Origin of the sequence: Brevibacterium sp. BRM-1 (assembly GCF_026802075.1) — a bacterium.
Taxonomy (GTDB): domain Bacteria; phylum Actinomycetota; class Actinomycetes; order Actinomycetales; family Brevibacteriaceae; genus Brevibacterium; species Brevibacterium rongguiense.
Window position 1 is genome coordinate 2,439,622 of record NZ_CP113788.1, and the last position, 19,370, is coordinate 2,458,991.

The 19,370-nt window shown below is 74.1% G+C and carries 16 protein-coding genes; 12 read left to right on the top strand and 4 right to left on the bottom strand.

The features are described from left to right. The first annotated feature begins 7 nt into the window (after positions 1-7). Positions 8-1,945: an NHL domain-containing thioredoxin family protein gene (locus BRM1_RS10745; protein ID WP_268525805.1), complete on the top strand. Its 1,938-nt coding sequence runs from the start codon at positions 8-10 to the stop codon at positions 1,943-1,945. 62 nt (positions 1,946-2,007) lie between these two features. On the opposite strand, the gene BRM1_RS10750 is transcribed toward BRM1_RS10745, so the two are convergent. From BRM1_RS10750 to BRM1_RS10760, 3 genes are read right to left on the bottom strand one after another with little or no spacing between them, the layout of a single operon-like run. After that, positions 2,008-3,033: a hypothetical protein gene (locus BRM1_RS10750; RefSeq protein ID WP_268525807.1), complete on the bottom strand. Its 1,026-nt coding sequence runs from the start codon at positions 3,031-3,033 to the stop codon at positions 2,008-2,010. Between the two features lie 43 nt (positions 3,034-3,076). Continuing rightward, the gene (locus BRM1_RS10755) at positions 3,077-4,258 is read right to left on the bottom strand and encodes a hypothetical protein (protein WP_268525809.1); all 1,182 of its coding nucleotides are present in this window, start codon (positions 4,256-4,258) and stop codon (positions 3,077-3,079) included. 26 nt (positions 4,259-4,284) lie between these two features. Then, positions 4,285-5,943, bottom strand: coding sequence for an LPXTG cell wall anchor domain-containing protein (locus BRM1_RS10760; protein WP_268525810.1), 1,659 nt, complete (start codon positions 5,941-5,943; stop codon positions 4,285-4,287). A gap of 333 nt (positions 5,944-6,276) precedes the next feature. Here BRM1_RS10760 and dcd point away from each other — a divergent pair, with 333 nt between their 5' ends. The 11 genes from dcd (at position 6,277) to BRM1_RS10815 (ending at position 18,523) form a co-directional block, all read left to right on the top strand. Beyond that, positions 6,277-6,858 (top strand): dCTP deaminase, encoded by a 582-nt coding sequence (dcd, locus tag BRM1_RS10765; RefSeq protein ID WP_268525812.1) that lies wholly within the window; start codon positions 6,277-6,279, stop codon positions 6,856-6,858. Next, entirely contained in the window at positions 6,858-7,886 is a 1,029-nt protein-coding gene (locus BRM1_RS10770) for a hypothetical protein (RefSeq protein WP_268525814.1), read from the top strand. The genes dcd and BRM1_RS10770 overlap by 1 nt, the downstream gene beginning before the upstream one ends. A gap of 112 nt (positions 7,887-7,998) precedes the next feature. Beyond that, entirely contained in the window at positions 7,999-11,004 is a 3,006-nt protein-coding gene (locus tag BRM1_RS10775; RefSeq protein WP_268525816.1) for a Na+/H+ antiporter subunit A, read from the top strand. Then, the gene (locus tag BRM1_RS10780) at positions 11,001-11,654 is read left to right on the top strand and encodes a Na(+)/H(+) antiporter subunit C (RefSeq protein WP_268525817.1); all 654 of its coding nucleotides are present in this window, start codon (positions 11,001-11,003) and stop codon (positions 11,652-11,654) included. Before BRM1_RS10775 ends, BRM1_RS10780 begins: the two co-directional genes overlap by 4 nt. Next, positions 11,651-13,381, top strand: coding sequence for a Na+/H+ antiporter subunit D (locus tag BRM1_RS10785; RefSeq protein WP_268525819.1), 1,731 nt, complete (start codon positions 11,651-11,653; stop codon positions 13,379-13,381). The genes BRM1_RS10780 and BRM1_RS10785 overlap by 4 nt, the downstream gene beginning before the upstream one ends. After that, entirely contained in the window at positions 13,374-14,024 is a 651-nt protein-coding gene (locus BRM1_RS10790; RefSeq protein WP_160953692.1) for a Na+/H+ antiporter subunit E, read from the top strand. The genes BRM1_RS10785 and BRM1_RS10790 overlap by 8 nt, the downstream gene beginning before the upstream one ends. Further along, the gene (locus tag BRM1_RS10795) at positions 14,021-14,677 is read left to right on the top strand and encodes a monovalent cation/H+ antiporter complex subunit F (protein WP_202411002.1); all 657 of its coding nucleotides are present in this window, start codon (positions 14,021-14,023) and stop codon (positions 14,675-14,677) included. The genes BRM1_RS10790 and BRM1_RS10795 overlap by 4 nt, the downstream gene beginning before the upstream one ends. Further along, positions 14,674-15,333, top strand: a complete 660-nt coding sequence (gene mnhG / locus BRM1_RS10800; RefSeq protein WP_268525822.1) for a monovalent cation/H(+) antiporter subunit G — start codon at positions 14,674-14,676, stop codon at positions 15,331-15,333. Before BRM1_RS10795 ends, mnhG begins: the two co-directional genes overlap by 4 nt. 144 nt (positions 15,334-15,477) lie before the next feature. Next, entirely contained in the window at positions 15,478-16,230 is a 753-nt protein-coding gene (locus tag BRM1_RS10805; protein ID WP_268525824.1) for a response regulator transcription factor, read from the top strand. Next, positions 16,227-17,843 (top strand): ATP-binding protein, encoded by a 1,617-nt coding sequence (locus BRM1_RS10810; protein ID WP_268525826.1) that lies wholly within the window; start codon positions 16,227-16,229, stop codon positions 17,841-17,843. The genes BRM1_RS10805 and BRM1_RS10810 overlap by 4 nt, the downstream gene beginning before the upstream one ends. Continuing rightward, the gene (locus BRM1_RS10815; protein ID WP_268525828.1) at positions 17,840-18,523 is read left to right on the top strand and encodes a hypothetical protein; all 684 of its coding nucleotides are present in this window, start codon (positions 17,840-17,842) and stop codon (positions 18,521-18,523) included. The genes BRM1_RS10810 and BRM1_RS10815 overlap by 4 nt, the downstream gene beginning before the upstream one ends. A gap of 61 nt (positions 18,524-18,584) precedes the next feature. On the opposite strand, the gene BRM1_RS10820 is transcribed toward BRM1_RS10815, so the two are convergent. Beyond that, a complete protein-coding gene (locus tag BRM1_RS10820) occupies positions 18,585-19,358 on the bottom strand; it encodes an HpcH/HpaI aldolase family protein (protein ID WP_160953687.1) in 774 nt (257 codons plus the stop codon). Positions 19,359-19,370 lie beyond the last annotated feature (12 nt).

The window sequence follows — 19,370 nt, forward strand, 5'->3', positions numbered from 1 at the left end:
TGTGCGCATGAGCGAATCCGCACCCTCCCCGGCTCGCGGCGGCGCCCCGCGCCTGCACGCCCCGCAGCTGACCGGCCGCCGCTGGATCAACACCGGCGGCCGCGAGCTCAGCCTCGCCGACCTGCGCGGCAAGGTCGTGCTGCTGGACTTCTGGACGTTCTGCTGCATCAACTGCCTGCACGTCCTCGACGAGCTGCGGCCCATCGAGGAGAAGTACCGCGACGAGCTCGTCATCATCGGCGTCCACAGCCCCAAGTTCGAGTTCGAGCGCACGGTCGAGGCCGTCGACCAGGCGGTCGAGCGCTACCAGGTGGAGCACATCGTCCTCGACGACCCGGACCTCGTGACCTGGCAGGCCTATACCGCCCGCGCGTGGCCCACGCTCGCCGTCATCGACCCGGAGGGCTACCTCGTCGCCTCGATGTCCGGCGAGGGCCACTCGGCGGGCCTGGCCGGGCTCATCGAGGACCTCATCGCGGAGCACGCGGCCAAGGGCACCCTGCACCGCGGTGATGGGCCCTACGTGCCCCCGGAGCCGGTGGAGGGCGAGCTGCGCTTCCCCGGCAAGGTCATCCGGCTCACCGCACCCGGCCACGAGGGCAATCTGCTCGTCGCGGACTCCGGCCACCACTCCTATGCCGAATACGATCCCAGCGGCGCCCGGCTCCTCCAGCGCATCGGCAGCGGCGAGCGGGGCCGCGCCGACGGGGACTTCGCCGCCGCCCGCTTCGCGGAGCCGGGCGGCGCCGTCGAGCTGCCGCCCGAGCTCGCCCAGCGGGTGGGCTACGACCTCGTCGCCGCGGACACGGTCAACCACCTGCTGCGCGGCATTAGCCTGACGGCCGGCACCGTGAGCACCGTCGCCGGCACCGGTGAGCAGTACATGATCGGCGCGAGCGACAACGTCGCCGGCCGCAGCGGCGAGGCCGGGCGCTACAGCGGCGCCGCCCGCGCCGTGAAGCTGTCGAGCCCGTGGGACCTCGCGTTCTCGCAGCCCACCGCCGAGGTGCTCGTCGCCATGGCCGGCAACCACACGATCTGGTCCTTCGACCCGGCCGCCGGGACCATCCGGCAGTTCGCGGGCACGATGAACGAGGGACTCGTCGACGGCGGGCCGGAGGAGGCGTGGTTCGCCCAGACCTCCGGCCTGGCGCCCGCGGCCGACGGCTCGCTCATCGTGGCGGACTCGGAGACCTCGGCCCTGCGCCGCCTCGACCCGGCCACGGGGGAGGTCACGACGTACGTCGGCACCGGCCTCTTCGACTTCGGGTTTCAGGACGGCCCGGCGGAGCAGGCCCGCTTCCAGCACCCCCTGGGTGCGGCCGAGCTGCCGGACGGCTCGATCGCGGTGGCCGACACGTACAACGGGGCCATCCGCCGCTACGACCCGGCCACCGGTGAGGTCGGCACGCTGGCCCGCGGCCTCGCGGAGCCCTCGGACCTCCTCGTCGTGGGCGAGGCCGACGGCCTACCGGCGCACCTGCTCGTCGTCGAATCGGCCGCCCACCGCCTCACCGCCGTCGCCATCGCCGACCAGCTGGCCCGGGTCACCGAGGGGGCGCAGCAGACGAGCCGGCCGGCCACCCGCATCGGCACCGGGAGCGTGCGCGTGCGCGTGCACTTCGACGTCCCCAGGGGCCAGAAGCTCGACGACCGCTGGGGCGATCCGACGTACCTGCAGGTCTCCGCCACGCCCCCCGAGCTCATCGCGGCCGGCGCCGGGGGATCCGAGGGCATCGACCGGACGATCGAGCTGGCCGAGGGCTTCGACTCCGGGGTGCTGCACATCACCGCGCGCGCGGCCGCCTGCGATGGCGAACCCGGCGGCGAGATCCCGCTGCACGCGGCCTGCCACCTCTACCAGCAGGACTGGGGCATCCCGGTGGAGCTGGGCGCGGACGGCCCCGCGGTGCTCGACCTCGACCTGCGCGGCGCGGGCGGCTGAGCTCCGCCGACTGTGCTGCGGCCTGCCCCGCGGGCGGCTGAGCGCTGGGCGCAGCGCCCGGCTCAGCTCCCGCCGAGCGACTCGCCCGTGTCCTGCTCGACCGTGACGTCGTCGCCCACCACGCGCACGCTCGCGCCGAGGGGGGCGGAGACCGGCTCCTGCGTCTGGGAGATGTAGGCGGTGACGGCGTCGCGCATCCGCGCCGTGAGCCGCAGCCCCACCGTCGTGGGCACGACCCGCAGTTCGTCGCCCTCGGACTGCAGTTCGATCTTCGGGTACTTCACGACCGTCCACTGCGGTTTGCCGAGGACGTCGTTGTTCGTCTCGTAGCCGAACGCGCAGCCCGCGGGCATGAGCGTGGGCTGCTTGGCGCACTCGTCGAGCTGGGAGCGGACGATCTCGTCGACCCGCTTGCGCAGCTCCTCGGTGGGCTGGGGCTTGAGCGCCGCGCGCGCGGCATCGTCGGCGCTGACGACGTCGACCCGCTTCGTCTGCGCGCGCAGGTACTTCTCGTTGAAGCCGATCCCGTAGCTGACGGGGAACAGCACGGCGGGCGGACCGCCCTCGGCGGCCACGGTGGCGCTGCCCACGTCCACCGCGGAGGCGCCGGAGACGTCGAGGTCGAGCGTCGGCCACTGCTCGATGCGGATCGCCCAGCGGCTGTAGAGGCCCCACACGGGCCGGGTGCGGATGACCTCGAACGTCGTCTCGTGCGGCTTCGAGCCCAGCACGTACGACGCGCTCACCCGCGCGCTCGCGCCCTCCACCTGCGCCGAGGTGATCCGCGCCTGGGCGGGCAGCGCGGCGGCGCCCTCGAGCGCCGCATCGCTGAGCGCGGACGGGTTGGCGGCGTCGGGCGCCTGGAGGTAGCCGCGGGCCCGGCCGGCATCGGCGTCGCCCAGGGCGTCGAGGTAGGCGAGCACGGCGCGCTGCGGGGTGTAGAGCACCGCATTGGCCAGCGGCACGGAGGCGACGCCGAGCACCACGATGAGGAGGCCCGCGATGAGCGCCCACTGGGAGGCCGCGGCGCTGCGCGCTGCTTCGCGCATGTCCACCTCCGGCTCGGTCTGGGCGCTGTTCGTGCACACTATCGCAAGGCTCCGCGCCGGCCCGCCGCCAGCCCGCGGCCGGCTACTGGAGCGCGGTGGGCGCCCGGTCCACGGGGTACGCGCGCAGCGCCGCGGTGTCGACCTCGACGAACAGGTGCGCGCCCACGCCGGTGACCGCGAGCTGCGCCGCGACGTCCGCGCCCAGGCCCGGGTGGAGGATGCCCCATGCGGGCGCGCCGCTTCCCTCCGGTTCGGCAGCCTGTGCCTCAGCGCTCCCCGCTCCAGCGTCCTGCGCGCCGGCGGCGCGGGCGGCGGCTGCGTGCGCGGCGGCGGCGGAGAAGTCGAAGAGGTCGGCGGCCAGGGTGAGCCCGGCCTCGGTGTCGGTGGGGGAGAGGGTGAGCTGGACGCCCTCGCCGCGGTCGTGGATGCCCACCACGACGGCCTCGAAGACGGCATCGGAGGTCAGGTGCGCGGAGAACTCGTCGACGGCCAGGCGCACCGCGGAGGTCGGGATCGTGACGAAGAGCTTGCCGTCGAGCTCGGTGCGCGCGCGCACCTGCGAGTGGCCGATCGAGATCCACCCGCCGCGGGCCAGCGCGGAGAAGACGTTGACGCCCGCCAGGCCGGCGGCCAGGTTCGAGCGGGGGGCTGCGAGCTGCGCGCCGAACGGGCCGGAATCGGCGACCTGGCCCTTCTCGAGGACCGTGACGCGCCCGCCGACCACCCCCGCGTCCACGGGATCCGCGGTGCTCATGACGAGGCCCAGGCCGCGCCGGGCGAGGGTGCGCACGAGGTGGTCGCGGGCGCCCGCGCGCTCGCGGCCCGCCAGACCGCCGAACGGCGCCTCGAGCACGAGCCAGCCCGCGCCGCCCAGTTCGGCGGCGGCGCTTGCCAGTGCGCTCTGCAGGCGCGAGCGCTGCAGGGGTGTGAGGTCGCGCAGGCGCGCGCGCGTCAGGACCGCGCGGGGCAGGCCCCAGTCCGCGCCGGCGCGCACAAGCGCCGCGCGCACCGCGGAGCGGCGGATGCGGGTCCCGGCGAGCGCCTCGGCGAGGGCGGCCCTGGCCCAGGCGCGCACACGCCGGCCGTCCCGCGGCGGGCGGGGCACGCCGGCCGCGCCGGGCAGCGCCCGGACAGCGCGCAGGGCGCCCCCGACCTCCTCGCTCTGCCCCATGAGAACGAGTCGGTCGGAGGCGCCCAGCGGTGCGGGAGCCAGCGGGGTGCCGGCGAGCACGATCGTGCTCAGATCCAGCTCGACGGCCCCCACCGGTCGCGCGTGCCCGTGCGTGCGGCTCAGAAGTCGGCCGGATCGGCCGAGTCTGCGCGGCGGCGGGTGATGATGACGGCGGCGGCGCCCACGACGAGCAGCCCGGCGCCCAGCGCCAGCCCGGTCATCTCGGCACCGGTGCGCGGCAGGTCGCTGCCGGCGGAGTCGGTGCTCCCGGAGCCCGAGGCGTCGGACCCGGAGTCGGCACCGGCCGCACCGCCGTTCGAACCGTCGGCCGCACCTGCGCCGTTGGCACCGTCGGCCCCATTCGCGCCGTCGGAACCGCCGGCGCCGTTCGACCCGTTGGCACCGTTCGACCCATCGGAGCCGCCAGCGCCGTTCGCGCCGTCGGACCCGTCGGACCCATTGGAGCCGCCGGCCCCGTCGGTTGCGGCCGCACTCTGGTCCGCGTCCGCGGCGCGCGTCGTCACGACCTTGAACGAGCCGGCCTCATCGACCTTGTTGCCCGTCACCTCGAGCTTGTAGGTGCCGAGCACCGGGGCGGTCTTCGAGCGGACGCCGAAGCGCGCGACGCCCTTCGCGTCGGTCTTCTTCACCTGCTCGAACGGCTTGACCTTGCCCTGCGCCTGCTCGACGGAGAGGGTGACCTTCGTGTTCGCCGGGGCGTGCTCGAGCACGATCGAGACCCCGCCGTCGGAATCGGAGAACTCCGTCGTGGAGATCCGCTCGGGATCCACGCGCAGGGTGGGCTGCTGGACGGCGGCCGAGCTCGACGGCCCGGCGGCCGTCGAGGGCGCGGCGGTGCCAGGGGCCGTCGTCGGGGCGCCGGTGGTCGCCGGTGCCGTCGTGGTGGGCGTGGCGGCCGGCGTGGTCGCCGGCGCGGCCGTGGTGGGCTTCGCGCTCGGTGCCTGCGTCGTCGCGGGCGCGGTGGTGGGCGCCTGCGTGGTGGGCGCCGCCGTGGTAGCCGGCGCCTTCGTCGTGGGCGCCGCCGACGTCGCGGGCGCGCTGCTCGCAGGCGTCTGCGGGGCGGTGGTCTGCGGGGCCGTGCTCGGTGCCGGGGCGGAGCTCGATGCCGGGGCGGAGCTCGCGGGGGCCGTGCTCGACTGCGCCGGCGCGGGGGCCGGAGTGGTCGTCGTGGGCGCGGTATCCGAGACGACCTCGAACTCGACGGGCTTCGTCTTCGTCTTGGTCGAGACGTCCGTGAGGGAGAGCTTGTAGGTGCCGGTCGGCACCTTCTGTCCCTTGTCCACGGTGAAGAAGTACGTGCCGTTGACCGTGCCCTTGGCTGTCACGGTGAGCTCGGTACCGGGCGTGTAGTCCTTGCCGTCGGGGGCGACGACGGTGACGGTCGCCTTCGAGTTGGCCGAGAAGCCGGTGCCGGTGAACTTCAGGCCCTTGGCCTGGTCGCCGATCACCGACTGCTTGACGGTGGCGCTCTCCACCTGGGCGGCGGGGCCGTCGGCCTTCGCCGTCGCGGTGCTGGTCTTGGGTGCGCTCGTACTCGCCGGGGCCGACGGGGCTGCGCTGGCCGCGGGCGCCGAGGACGTCGGCACGGCGCGGGCGGGCCCGGCCGTTGCGGACGGCAGCGCTGCGGCGCCGTCCTCCTCGGACTGTGCGGGAGCGCTCGTCGGAGCGGTGGAAGCGGCGGCGGGTGCGGCGATGATGCCGGTAACCGCGGCGGCTGCTACTGCGGGGGCAAGTACAAGACTTTTGAAAGTCTTCACAGTATGGCCTTTCGGTTGTGGCTTCACGTCCACGCAAAAGGCGATAGCGACATCCCGCCCATCCTTGGCAAAGGGGGAAGGCACCATCGGCGCGGGCGTAGTTCGTGCTCCACTGTAGAGCATGGGCTGAGCGAACACGCGGAATCGTGTGAACACGCCGCCCCAACCGTTGCGGGATCGTGATATGGGCGCGGGCCTCCCCGGCGGCGCAGCCGCGCCGGCCCCGGTGCGGCCCCGCCCGGCGCGGCCAGCCCGGCGGCCGCCGGCCCCGCCCGGCGCGACAGGCCCCGCAGCCGCTGGCCGCTGGCGGGCGCGGCCGGTAGGTTTGCCGGTGTGAGCCTTCTATCAGACCGCGATATCGCCGCCCGGCTGGATGCGGGCAGCGTGCGCCTTGAGCCCTTCGACCCCGCGCTCATCCAGCCGTCCTCGGTCGACGTCACGCTCGACCGCTGGTTCCGGCTCTTCGACAACCACAAGTACTCGGTCATCGACCCCGCGCTCGAGCAGCCGGACCTCACCCGGCTCGTCGAGGTGGCCCCGGACGAGTCCTTCGTCCTCCACCCCGGCGAGTTCGTGCTGGGCGCCACTCGCGAGGCGGTCGCGCTGCCCGATGACATCGCGGCGCGGCTCGAGGGCAAGTCCTCGCTGGGCCGCCTGGGGCTCCTCACCCACTCGACGGCGGGATTTATCGACCCGGGGTTCACCGGCCACGTCACGCTCGAGCTGTCCAACGTCGCGACCCTGCCCATCACGCTGTGGCCGGGGATGAAGATCGGCCAGCTGTGCTTCTTCGAGCTCAGCTCGCCGGCCGAGCACCCCTACGGCTCGGACCCGGCAACCGCGAACCGCTACCAGGGGCAGCGGGGCCCCACGGCCTCGCGCTCGTTCGAGAACTTCTACCGCGGCGGGTTCTGATGCCCGCGCCCGACGCCGCCGCCCCGGGCTTGCCCGGCTTCCTCGCCGCCTGCCACCTGCTCCTCCTCGACGGGCAGGTGGAGCCCAGCGATGTCGCGGCGCTCATCTCCAACCGCCAGCCGGAGCTGGCCGCGGCCCAGCCCGGGCCCGGGGGCATCCCCGAGCGCCGGCTCAGCCGCCACTCCCGCCTCGTGGGCCCGGTCCCGCTGGACGCGCCGCTGCGCGCGGAGCTCGGCCTGCCCGCGTGGGCGCGCGCGGCCTTCGCGCTCGCCGGACCCCGCGACCGCGAGGCCGAGCCCCCGCCGGAGTGGGTGCGCCGCGCCGACGAGCTCGCCTCCTACTTCCCGGCGGGCCTGCCCGACCGCGAGGAGGGCCGCGGGCTGGCGCTCCTCGTCGCCCTGGCCCGCCGGCTGCACACCGCCGTGCGCTGCGCCGACGAGGCCTCGGGCGGCACCGCGCAGTCCGATCCCGCCGGGCTCGCCGCCGCGGGTTCGACACCGGGGCAATCGAGCGCGGAGCGGATCCTCACCCCGGATCCGGACGCCCACATCGACCTCGCCGTCTACTCCCACTACTGGCTCGCCCCGGACGTCCTGCTCGAACGGGTGCGCGCCGTGGCCCCGGGCGCGCGCATGCCGCTGCCCGTGTCCGCTGAGGCGCTCGAGCGCCTGGGGGCGGAGATCGACCCCGCTGAGCCCATCGTCCTCGACGGCTACGCGGTGGAGGTCGACCTCGCCGAGCTCGGACTGGAGGCCGGCCTCATCGAGATCGGGGTCCTCCTCGAGGAGGCGGTGCCCGGCATCGTCGCGGCCCACGCGGCGGGCCCGCAGATCGCCTACCGGGTGCGCTGGCAGCCGTTGGCCCAGGACCTCGGCGAGGCGCTCGACACCGCGGACCCGGCGGTGCGGCGCATGCGGGCAGGGGCCGCCGAGCGCATCGAGGCGCTGGCCGGGGCGATCATGCGCGCCACCGCGGGCATCGCCCTCGACCACGACGGCTTCCTCGTCTCGGAGCGCCAGCTGGGCTGAGCGGACCCGGGCCGGCGGCGCCCGCGGCGCGACTGGGAACGCGGTGGACGGGGCGGGGCCGCGAGCATGAAACAATGTCACCTGCCGACAGTTGCGAACCGGGGGTGAGGCAGTGACCGCGCTGATCACGGCGTTCTTCGCCGCCGCCCTCATCGCGCCCCCGCTGTTCGCCCGGATGGGCCGCAGCGCCTTCTTCCTCATGGCACTCGTGCCGGCCGTGGCCCTGGGCTACTCGATCGCGGTGGCGCCCACCGTGCTCGCCGGTGGCGAGGTGCGCGAATCGCTCGACTGGCTCGCGCCGCTGGGCATGGGGATGAGCCTGAGCATGAATCCCCTCTCGTGGGTGATGAGCCTGCTCGTCACCGGCGTGGGCGCGCTCGTCTTCCTCTACTCCGCGCGCTACTTCGAGCCCGGCGACCCGTCGATCGGCCGCTTCGCCGGCGTGCTCATGGCGTTCGCGGGCATGATGTACGGCCTCGTCATCGCCGACGAGCTGCTCGTCCTCTACATCTTCTGGGAGGGCACGACCGTGTTCTCCTACCTCCTCATCGGCCATTCGACCAGCCGCAAGGCCTCCCGCCAGGCCGCCCTCCAGGCGCTCATCGTCACGACGTTCGGCGGGCTCGCGATGCTCGTCGGGATGATCATGCTCTCCGCGGTCTACGGCACCGGCAGCATCTCCGCGATCGTGGCCGCGGGCTACCGCGGGGGCCCGGACGCGGGCCTCGTCATCACCGCGGTCCTCCTCATCGTCGTGGGCGCGGTCTCGAAGTCCGCGCTCGTGCCGTTCCACTTCTGGCTGCCCGGCGCCATGGCCGCCCCCACGCCCGTGAGCGCCTACTTGCACGCCGCGGCCATGGTCAAGGCCGGCGTGTACCTCATCCTCCGGCTGGCCCCGGGCTTCCACACGATGCCCGGCTGGCTGCCCGTGCTGCTGGCGCTCGGGATCACGACGATGATCATGGGCGGCTGGACCGCGCTGCGCCAGTTCGACCTCAAGCTCGTCCTCGCCTACGGCACCGTCTCGCAGCTGGGCCTGCTCATCGTCATCAGCGCGTTCGGCACGCGCGACACCGCCACGGCGGCCCTTGCCATGCTCGTCTCCCACGCCCTGTTCAAGTCCTGCCTGTTCCTCACCGTCGGCATCATCGACCACCAGGTGGGCACCCGCGACCTGCGCAAGCTCTCCGGGATGGCGCGCAGCACCCCCGTCCTCGCGGTGTGCGGCACGGTCGCCGCGGCGTCGATGGCGGGCATCCCCCCGCTGCTCGGGTTCGCCGCGAAGGAGGCGGTCTACTCCACCCTGCTCGAGACGGGCACCACGGCGGGGCTCATCGCGCTCATCGGCACGATCGCGGGCTCCGTGCTCACCGTCGCCTACTCCGCCCGGTTCGTCTTCGGCGCCTTCGGCTCCAAGCCGGGGGTCAAGCCGGTCAAGCGCTGCGAGAGCGCGCCGGTGTTCATGGCGCCCGTCGTGCTGCTGGCCGGGCTGTGCGCGCTGCTCGGCCCGCTCGTCTTCCTCCTCGACCCCCTCGTCACGGCCCATTCGGCCGGGCTCGCCGGCGAGGGCAAGGCCTACCACCTGGCGCTCTGGCACGGCTTCGAGCCGGCGCTGTGGCTCTCCGCCCTGACCCTGGGCCTGGGCGCCGTGCTCATCGCGGCGGCCCAGCCGATCTCCCTGTTCCAGGCCGCTGCGCCCCAGCTGCCCAGCGCCAACCGCGTCTACCGCCGCATCGTCGAGGGCGTCGAGTTCGTCTCCTCGTGGGTCACGGCCCGCACGCAGCGCGGCTCGCTGCCCTTCTACCAGGCCGTCATCTACGTCGTCGCGATCGTCACGATCGGCCTCGCCATGCTGCTCAACGGCACCTGGCCCGCGCACTTCGTCTTCGCGGACTCGTGGCCGCAGATCGTCATCGCCGTGTGCATGATCCCCGCCGCGATCGCCGCGACGGTCGCGACGAAGCGGTTCGCCGCCGTCGTCATCGTCGGCGTCACGGGCTACGGCATGGTCGCGTTCTTCGCGGCGCAGGGCGCCCCGGACCTTGCGCTCACCCAGATCCTCGTCGAGTCGATCACGATCGTCGTCTTCGTCCTCGTGCTGCGCCGGCTGCCGGCCGGCATCGGCCGATCGGAGGGCCGCTTCTCGCCGACCATGCGCGCCATCGTCGGCGGGCTGTTCGGCGCGCTCATGATGGGCGTCGCGGCCGTGGCGATGGCCGCGCGGGACGCCGCGCCCATCTCCGAGCAGTTCGGCCGCCTCGCCTACGAGATCGGCCACGGCAAGAACATCGTCAACGTCACGCTCGTCGACATCCGCGCGTGGGACACCCTGGGAGAGCTCTCCGTCGTCGTCGTGGCCGCCACCGGCGTCGCGAGCCTCATCTTCGTGCGCAGCCGCGAGGGCAAGCTGCAGCGCTTCGAGGCGCCGGCCGAGCTCAGCCGCACGGGCCGCTTCACCCCGGTCGCCGAGGCGCTCTCCGCGGAGGCCTCCGATTCGGCGCAGGAGGCCGGCGGGCGCAGCGCATGGCTGCTGGCCGGGCGCACGCTGGCCCCCCGCAACCGCTCGATCATCCTCGAGGTCATCGTCCGGCTGCTGTTCCACCCCATGATGGTCTTCTCCGTCTACCTCCTCTTCGCCGGCCACAACATGCCCGGCGGCGGCTTCGCTGCCGGACTGGTGGCGGGCCTCGCGCTCATCGCCCGCTACCTGGCCGGCGGGCGCTACGAGCTCGCGGAGGCCGCGCACGTCGATGCGGGGCGCCTGCTGGGCTTCGGCATGGCGATCGTCGCCCTCACGGCGCTCGGAGGCTTCGTGTGGGGCGACAGCGTCCTCCAGTCCGAGTACCTCGCCTTCGACGTGCCGCTGCTGGGCCACCTGTCGTTCGGCACCTCGACGATCTTCGACATCGGCGTCTACCTCATCGTCGTGGGCCTCATGCTCGACATCCTGCGCAGCCTGGGCGCCCAGGTCGACCTCTACCAGGAGGCGGACGAGGAGGCGCTCGCGCAGACGATCAGCGAGGTCGCCGACGCTCCGCACGAGGAGCGGCTGCACGAGCTGCTCGGCGAGGTCGACAGCCTCGACCTCGCGCCCGGCTCGGATGGGGGCCGGCTGTGACCCCGCCGTTCGTCATGCTGCTGACCATGGGCGTCCTCTTCGCCTGCGGGGCCTACCTCATGCTCGACCGCTCGCTCACGCGCGTCCTGCTGGGCTTCCTGCTCTTCGGCAACGGGGCCAACATCCTCATCGTCCTCACCGGCGGCAGGGCCGGCCGGCCCCCCATCACCGATGGCAAGGACCTGAGCACCGACGGCATGAGCGATCCCCTGCCCCACGCGCTCGTGCTCACCGCCATCGTCATCACGTTCGCCATGACGGCGTTCCTGCTGGCGCTCATCTACCGCTCCTGGAGGCTCGTGCGCCGCGAGAACATCGACGACGACCTCGAGGACATCCGCGTGGCCGTGACGAAGGGCCGGGGCTCGCAGGAGGAGGCCGGCACCGGCGTGGACCAGGAGGACACCGAATTCGGCGACGAGGCGGAGAACCCCGTGCCCGGCGCCCCGGACGTCGACCGCGACGGCACCCCCGCCGAGCGCGACTCGGCCCTCGATCACGAGGCCGCGCTCGACGACGAGGCCGAGCCCGCGCACGCCGCCGGCGGGGCGGACGGGCCGGCGCCCGAGCCCGGCGCCGCGCCGGAACCCGGTGTCGGCCGGGACTCGGACAGCGCCTCGGGGTCCCAGGAGAGGGGGGAGAGCCTGTGAGCATCGCAGCCCTCGTTCCCCTGCCCGTCGTGCTGCCCCTGCTGGGCGCGGGCTTCACGCTGCTGTTCGCCGGTCGCGTGCGCCTGCAGAACGCGGTCACGGTCGGCACCCTCACCGCCGTGCTCGCGATCGGCATCGTGCTGCTCGTGGGCGTCGACTCCGGCGGCACCCAGGTGGTCGCCGTGGGCGGCTGGCAGCTGCCGTTCGGCATCGCCCTCGTCGTCGACCGCCTCTCCGCCCTCATGCTCGTCGTCTCGACGATCGTGACGCTCGGCGTCCTCCTCTACGCCGTGGGCCAGGAGATGGCCGACACCAGCCGCGAGACGCCGGTGAGCGTGTTCAACCCGGCCTACCTCATCCTGTGCGCGGGGGTGGCCAACGCCTTCATCGCAGGCGACCTGTTCAACCTCTACGTGGGCTTCGAGATGCTGCTCGCGGCCTCCTATGTGCTGCTCACCCTCGGCGCGACGGCCGACCGCATCCGCGTGGGCGCGACCTACATCGTCATCTCGCTCGTCTCCTCGCTCGTGTTCCTCGTCGCGATCGCGCTCGTCTACGCGGCGACCGGCACCGTGAACATGGCCCAGCTCTCCCAGCGCCTCGACCAGCTGCCCGCCGATGTCCAGCTCATCCTCCACATCGCGCTGCTCCTGGGCTTCGGCATCAAGGCCGCGGTCTTCCCGCTGTCCTTCTGGCTGCCGGACTCCTATCCCACCGCGCCCGCCCCGGTGACCGCCGTGTTCGCGGGGCTGCTGACGAAGGTGGGCATCTACGCGATCATCCGCACGGAGACGGTCATCTTCATCGCCTCGAACCTGCGCGTGCCGCTGCTCGTCGTCGCGGGACTCACGATGATCGTGGGCATCCTGGGCGCCATCGCGCAGACGGAGATCAAGCGCATGCTCTCCTTCACGCTGGTCTCGCACATCGGCTACCTGCTGTTCGGCGTGGCGATGGGGACGGTGGCCGGGCTCGCGGCCGCGCTGTTCTACACGGTCCACCACATCATCGTCCAGACCGCGCTCTTCCTGGCCGTGGGCCTCGTCGAGCAGCGGGCCGGCACCACGTCCACCCGGCGGCTCGGCGGCCTGGCCCTGCTCTCCCCGCTGCTCGCGGTGCTCTTCTTCGTGCCCGGCCTCAACTTCTCCGGGATCCCCCCGTTCAGCGGGTTCATCGGCAAGGTCGCGCTGTTCCAGGCCGGCGCCGAGGGCGGCGACTGGCTCAACTATGCGCTCATCGCCGCCGGCGCGCTCACCAGCCTCCTCACGCTCTACGTCATCGGCCGGACCTGGAACCTCGCCTTCTGGCGCGACCCGGACCAGGTCGAGGAGCCCACCCCGGAGCTCGTGGACGAGATGGCCCACCTGCGCGAGTCGCGCTCGCGCCAGCAGGCCCTGCGCCGCCGGGCGGAGAAGCACGCCGGGGAGCAGGGCCGGCCGGTGCCCGAGGCGCCCATCGCGCCGGCCATCGACACCGTCCCGCAGCAGGCCGCCCCGGCCCGGCTGCCGCTGACGATGGTGCTGCCCACCGCCGCCATGGTCGCGGTGAGCGTGGCGCTGACGGTCTTCGCCGGGCCGCTGTGGGCCCTGTCGACCCGCGCCGCGGAGAACCTCCACAATCCCGGCGCCTATGCCGAGCAGGTGCTCGGCCCGGATGCGGTCGAGGCGCCGGACAACGGCTCGGGCCAGGTCATCGAGGACGCCCAGCGGGGAGGCTCAGATGGCTGAGGCAGCCGTGCGGGGCCGCGAGCGCGCAGTGCGCGCGCTGCGCCAGCTCCTGCTCATCACCGTGCTCGTCGCGCTGTGGGTCATGCTCTGGGAGGCCGTGACCCCCATGACCGTGCTCACCGGCATCATCGTGAGCTTCGGCGTCACCCGGGCCTTCTACCTGCCGGCGTTCGAGCTCTCCGGCCGCTTCAACGTCTGGCGGTTCGCGGTGTTCGTGGTGTGGTTCGCCTACTCCCTGGTCACGGCATCGGCCGAGGTGGCGTGGGCCGCGATCCGGCCGGGCCGGATGCCGGCCTCGTCCGTCGTCGCCGTCACGCTGCACGTGCGCTCCGACCTCGTGCTCACCGTCATCGCCCAGGTCGCCAGCCTCATCCCCGGCTCGTTCGTCGTCGAAGCCGACCGCGCGAGCTCGGTGCTCTACATGCACGCGCTCGGCTGCGATTCGGAGGCCGACATCGCCAAGGTGCGGGCCCAGACCCACCGCATCGAGCTGCTCGTCGTCGCGGCGATCGGCTCCGCCCACGATCTGCAGGTGCTCAACGACTGGCGCGCGGAGAACGGCCTGAAGACCGTGAGCGAGGCCAGCTCGCTGCGCGGGCGCCGGGGCGCCGCCGGGCGTCGCGGCGGAGGTGAGCGGCCATGACGGAGGAGACCCTGCTCATCGACCCCGCGCTGCTGGCCTGGGCCGGGCCCGTCATCGGGCTGCTGTTCTCCGCGGCGACCGTCCTCGCGGTGGTGCGCATCATCCGCGGGCCCAGCATCCTCGACCGCATGATCGGCACCGATGTGCTGCTGGCCACCCTGCTCTGCGGGATCGGCGCGGTGGTCGCGATCGACGGCAGGGTCGACCTGCTGCCCGTCATGCTCGTCATCGCCGCACTGGGCTTCATCGGCTCGGTGGGCGTCTCTCGCTACGTCACCCGCCACGCGGCCGACGATGCGCAGGACGATGCCGCGCTCAGCGCCGCGGGCCGCCTGCTCAACGGCACCGGGGGCCGGTCCGAGGTCGCCGGCGATGAGCTGCCGGCCCCCGGTGAGGCGCGGCCCCGCGATGCCCGCGGCCGGCCCGTCTTCGACGACGAGCCCGCGCTGCCGGCCGAGGCCGAGGCCCCCGCCGAGGGCTCGGACACCGGTGCCGACTGCGCCGGCCCCGAGGGCGCGGGGGAGGCCCCGGGCGCCTCGGCCCCGGCGGGCGGGCAGCCGGACGAGGTCGGTCCGGACGCGGCCGGCCCGGATGAGGTGGGCCCCGATGCCGCCGGAACCGGTGCCGCCGGACCGGAGGGGCAGCGCCCATGATCGCCGACATCGTCTCCCTCATCTGCATCCTCGCCGGCGCGCTGCTCAGCGTGTGCGCGGCGATCGGCCTCATGCGCTTCCCCGATCTCCTCTCCCGCATGCACGCGGCCGCGAAGCCGCAGATCCTGGGCCTGCTGCTCATCCTGCTGGGGGCCGCGCTGCAGAATCCGCACTGGGCGACCGTGTCCTCCCTCATCGTCATCGTGCTGTTCCAGATGGGGACCACCCCGGTGGGCGTGCACATGGTGGGCCGCGCCGGCTACCGGACGAAGCACCTGCGCTCGTCCCTGCTCTTCCGCGACGACCTCGCCGATGCTGTCGCCCGCGCGGAGTCCCGCGAGCGGGCCGCGGCCCAGGAGCGTGCCGAGGCCGATGAGGCACGGGACCTCGCAGACGCGCAGGACTCCGCCGAAGCACAGGACCGCGCAGGCGACCAGCACCGCGCCGCCGACCAGGATGGTGCCGAGGCACAGGACCGTGCCGTCGTCCAGGACCCGACCGCCGATCGAAGCCGGGCGGAGCCCCGGACCGACGGCGACGGTGACGCCGACGGCGACGGCGACGCGGGTGCGGGCGCACGCCCCACGGCCGGCGGCTCCTCGCCCGCGGTGTGCCTGCCGGAGGGTCAGGCCAGCGAGCCCGACGAGCGGGGCTAACCGGGATCGGGCGGGGACGGGGCGCGACCGCCGTGCCGGGAGGGCACGGGCATCCCCGGGCCCGGCCGCGTGCGCTGTGGCTATGATGACGGTGTCGAGTTGCCCACCGCCGCGGCCGCCTGCCGCCGATCAATCCGAGGGACTATGAGCGCCGGAGCCCAGACCGATGACCGCCCCCTCGTCCTCGTGGCCGACGACGAGCCGGACGTGCTCGGCTCGATCGTGCCGTTCCTCTCGCGCTCGGGATTCCGCGTCATCAGCGCACCGGACGGCCGGCTGGCCCTCGACGAGATCCGCCGCCACGGCCCCGACGCGTGCGTGCTCGACGTGCTCATGCCCGGCGCCGACGGCCGCGAGGTGCTGCGCACGCTGCGCCGCGAGCAGAACTGGGTGCCGGTGCTGCTGCTCACCCAGGTGGGCGAGGCGGTCGAGCGCGCGATGGCGCTCGAGGAGGGCGCCGACGACTACCTGAACAAGCCGTTCGACCCCCACGAGCTCGTGGCGCGCGTGCGCGCCGTGCTGCGGCGCACCCGCAGCGGCGGGCCCCCGCTGGCCACCGCGTCCGTGCTCGTGTCGACCTTCGGGCTGAAGGTCGACCGGGTGGGGCGCCGGGCATGGCTGCGCGAGCGCGAGCTCGTCATCACCCCCAAGGGCTTCACGCTGCTCGAATACCTCATGGTCCACCAGGACGAGCTGATCGAGCGCAGCCGCCTCCTCGAGGTGCTCTGGGGCTTCGACGACGCGGTGGGCACGCGCGCCGTGGACTCCCGCGTGGCCGAGCTGCGCCGGGTGCTCGGCGAGGACGCGGCCGAGCCGCGCTGGATCGCCACCGTGCAGGGAAAGGGGTACCGCTTCATCGCCGAGGTCGCGGGCGCCGACTCGCTGGACGACGCATGAACAGCTTCGTCGTCCTCGAAGTGCGCGGCTGGCTGCTCCTCGTGGTCCTGCTGGTCCTCGCCGGGCTGGCGGTCGGGGCCTGGCTCTGGCTGCGCCGCCGCCGCCGCCGTGCCGACGCCGCGCTGCGCGAGCAGGTGCGCACGGAGGCCGAGCGCGAGGCCACGGCCAAGCGCAATCGCATGCTCATCCGCCTCGACCACGAGCTGAAGAACCCGCTCACAGCGCTGCGCACCTCGGCGGCCACCGTGCGCGAGGCGGTGGGCGACGGGGCGGGCGCCCCACCGGAGATGCTGCCCGCCGTGCGCCAGATCGACTCGTCGAGCCGGCGCGTGGCGCGCCTGCTCGCGGACCTGCGCAAGCTCGCCGACGTCGAATCGCGCCAGCTCGACTACCGCCGCGTCGACACGGACAGCCTCATCCACCAGGCGGTCGAGGACGCCCGCACGGCCCCCGGGGCCGAGGACCGGATGATCGTGGCGACGGTGGCCCGCGCGCCGTGGAAGCTGCCCGACGTGGCCGGCGAGGAGGACCTGCTGCTCTCCGCTGTGCTCAACCTGCTGGGCAACGCGCTCAAGTACTCGGCGGACACGGACGTCGTGGAGCTGCGCGCCAACGAGCAGGTCATCGACGGCTACCGCTGGGTCGTCATCGAGGTCGCCGACACCGGCGCCGGCATCCCCGTCGACGAGCAGGAGGGCGTGTGGGAGGAGCTCTCGCGGGGCGCGCGGGTGCGCAGCGTCGCGGGCTCGGGCATGGGCCTCTCGCTTGTGCGCGCGATCATCGCCCGCCACGGCGGCTCGGTCGAGCTCTTCAGCCAGGAGGGCGTCGGGACGAGCGTGCGCGTGCTGCTGCCGGTGCTCGCCGACGATCCCGCCCGCGAGGCCGGGGCGCAGCGCGCCGGGGAGCAGGTCGCGCCGCCGCGCAGCCCGCGCGATGCGCAGCGGGCCGGCCGCATCCTCGGCACCCCCCGGCGGACCTCTAAGCGGCGCCTGCAGATGGTCGACGGCCAGCTGCGCGACACGACGACAGGGGAGACCTTCGGCGCCCCGGGCCACCAGGGACCGGGCGAGCCTTCCGCCCCATCCGTTCCCGTGTCCGGCGGCCAGGGCGCGTCCGGCGACCAGGGTGTGTTCGGCGGGGGCTCGGCCCCCGGTGCCCGCGCGCCCCGGGCGGCCGGGCCCGCCGGTCACGAGCGCTTCGCCCCGCCGCCGGGCTACGGCGGCCCCGGTGCGGGAGCACCGCAGGCCGGCACAGCACAGCCCGGAGCCGCGCAGGCCGGCACGGCACAGCCCGGTGCACCGCGGCCCGCCTCGGCGCCTGTGCAGGGCACCGGTCCGGGCACCCACGTGCCCGGCCCGCAGGGCGAATACCCGCGCCGGCCCGCGCAGCCGCCGGCGCACCTCGGCGGCCCCGAAGCGCCGGCCGACCCCGGGGCTCAGGGCGCCGCCGCTTGGCCGGGCGCCGCCGTTTGGCAGGGCACTGCGCCTGCGCAGCCGACTGCGCCTGAACACGGCACTGCGGACCAGCACGGCACCGCAGGCCAGCGCGGCACCGCGGATCCGCACAACGCCGCGGACCGGCGGGGGCCCGCGGACGGGGAGCCGCGGCGATGAGGCGCAGGGGCACGGCGGTGGGCGCCGCGTGCGCGGCCGCGCTCCTGCTCACCGGGTGCGGCGCGATCGGCGTGCGCACGGAGGACGGTGCGGGCGGCCCCCTGCGGCTGGGCCTGCAGGAGACGGCAGGCCCCCCGCCGCCGCCCACCGCGCCGGGGGACGTGGTGCCGGACGGCTACGCGCCCGTCCACGGCGACTTCGGCGAGTACTGCCCCGTCCGCGTCGACCTCGTCGTGCCCAAGGCGTGGGTGCACAACGAGATGGGCGGCAGCGGTTCGCGCTCGTTCCGCAAGAATCCGAACAAGCTCAGCGACGCGTTCGTGGGCGTGCTGTGCATGCCGGCGTTCGAGGACTCCGCCGCGAAGGCCATCGACAGCACGGCGCGGTACAAGAACGACAGCCCGACGAACACGATCACCTCGCAGCGGAAGTCCGCGATCGACGGCGGGGCGGCGTGGGCCTATGCCGCGGACCTCACGAAGAAGGACCCGCAGGCCTACGGCGTGCCCACCCGGCTCGTCTCGCTGCGCGCAGCGGTGTTCAAGGGCGGCAAGCTCTACTCGGTCTCGATCGACGCCCGCGCGCCCCAGACGGACACGGCCTCGAAGGAGATGTCGAAGGTCATCGTCGAGCACAGCAGGATCGCCGGCAAGTCGATCGCCCCGCCGCCGCAGCTCTGAGGCCCGCGCCGGCCCAGCCAGGCGGGTGCGGGCCCGCGCCGGCCGCAGAGCTGAGGCGGGTTCAGGCCCGCGCGCGGATCCGGTCCATGCCGGACGCCAGCGCCCGGCCGAAGACCGCGACGTCCGCGGAGTGCGAGATGACGGTGTAGCCCAGGTCCACGGCGAGGTCGGCCAGCTGGTCGGTGGCCGCGAAGATGCCCGCGGCCTTGCCGGCGGCGCGGGCGGCTCCGGCCACGGTCTCCAGCGCCGCGACGACGGGCTCGGCGGCGAAGTCACCGGGGAAGCCCAGGTTCGTGCTGAGGTCGAGCGGGCCCACGAAGAGCACGTCCACGCCGTCGACGGCCGCGATGTCCGCCGCGGCGGCGACGGCCTCGGGCGTCTCGATCTGGGGCAGGAAGACCGTGTCCGCGTTCGCCGCGGCCTGCTTCTGGCCCGGCAGCCCCGGGGCGTACCGGTCGTGGGACATGCCGAACGCGGACCCGCGGGTGCCCAGCGGCGGGTACTTCATCCAGCCCACGAGCTGCTCCGCCTGGCGCGCCGAGTTCACGTAGGGGACCATGATGCCCTGCGCCCCGGCGTCGAGCGCCGTGGCCACGAGGTGCTGCTGGGTCCCGGGCACGCGCACGAACGCGGCGAGTTCCTCCGCCCCGGCGACCTGGAGGCAGGGCCGGGCCGCATCGAGGCCGTACCCGGAGTGCTCGAGGTCGAAGAGCACCCAGTCCGCCCCGGCCCGCGCGCAGATCGTGGCGATCCCGGGGGTCATGAAGTCGCAGATGAACGTGCCGAGCGCGGGGGTGCCGGCGCCGGTGAGGGCGCGGAATGTCGTCGTTGCCATGGCCCCAATGTA